The organism is Streptomyces sp. AB3(2024) (genome assembly GCF_041862025.1).
Classification (GTDB): Bacteria; Actinomycetota; Actinomycetes; order Streptomycetales; family Streptomycetaceae; genus Streptomyces.
In genome coordinates, this window is record NZ_JBGWAB010000385.1 from 1 (window position 1) to 283 (window position 283).

1 rRNA gene is annotated in these 283 nt (G+C 55.8%); it reads right to left on the bottom strand.

The window, feature by feature from the left end:
* Window positions 1-182 precede the first annotated feature (182 nt).
* A 16S ribosomal RNA gene (locus ACEPPI_RS40885) occupies window positions 183-283 on the bottom strand; the annotation flags it as partial.

Consider the following 283-nt stretch of genomic DNA (forward strand, 5'->3'; position numbering starts at 1 on the left):
GACCTTACGGCCGTACCCTCAGATACCCAACAACGTGCCAGGCACGATCCCCGTCAGTGACTCACTTTCCACGCCGAAGCAGTACTCGTGATTCCATTCGGAAGACCGTGCCAAATAATCAACGTTCCACCCATGAGCAACCGTGCGATTCATTCGATCGCAGTCGGCTATATGCTCCTTAGAAAGGAGGTGATCCAGCCGCACCTTCCGGTACGGCTACCTTGTTACGACTTCGTCCCAATCGCCAGTCCCACCTTCGACAGCTCCCTCCCTTACGGGTTGG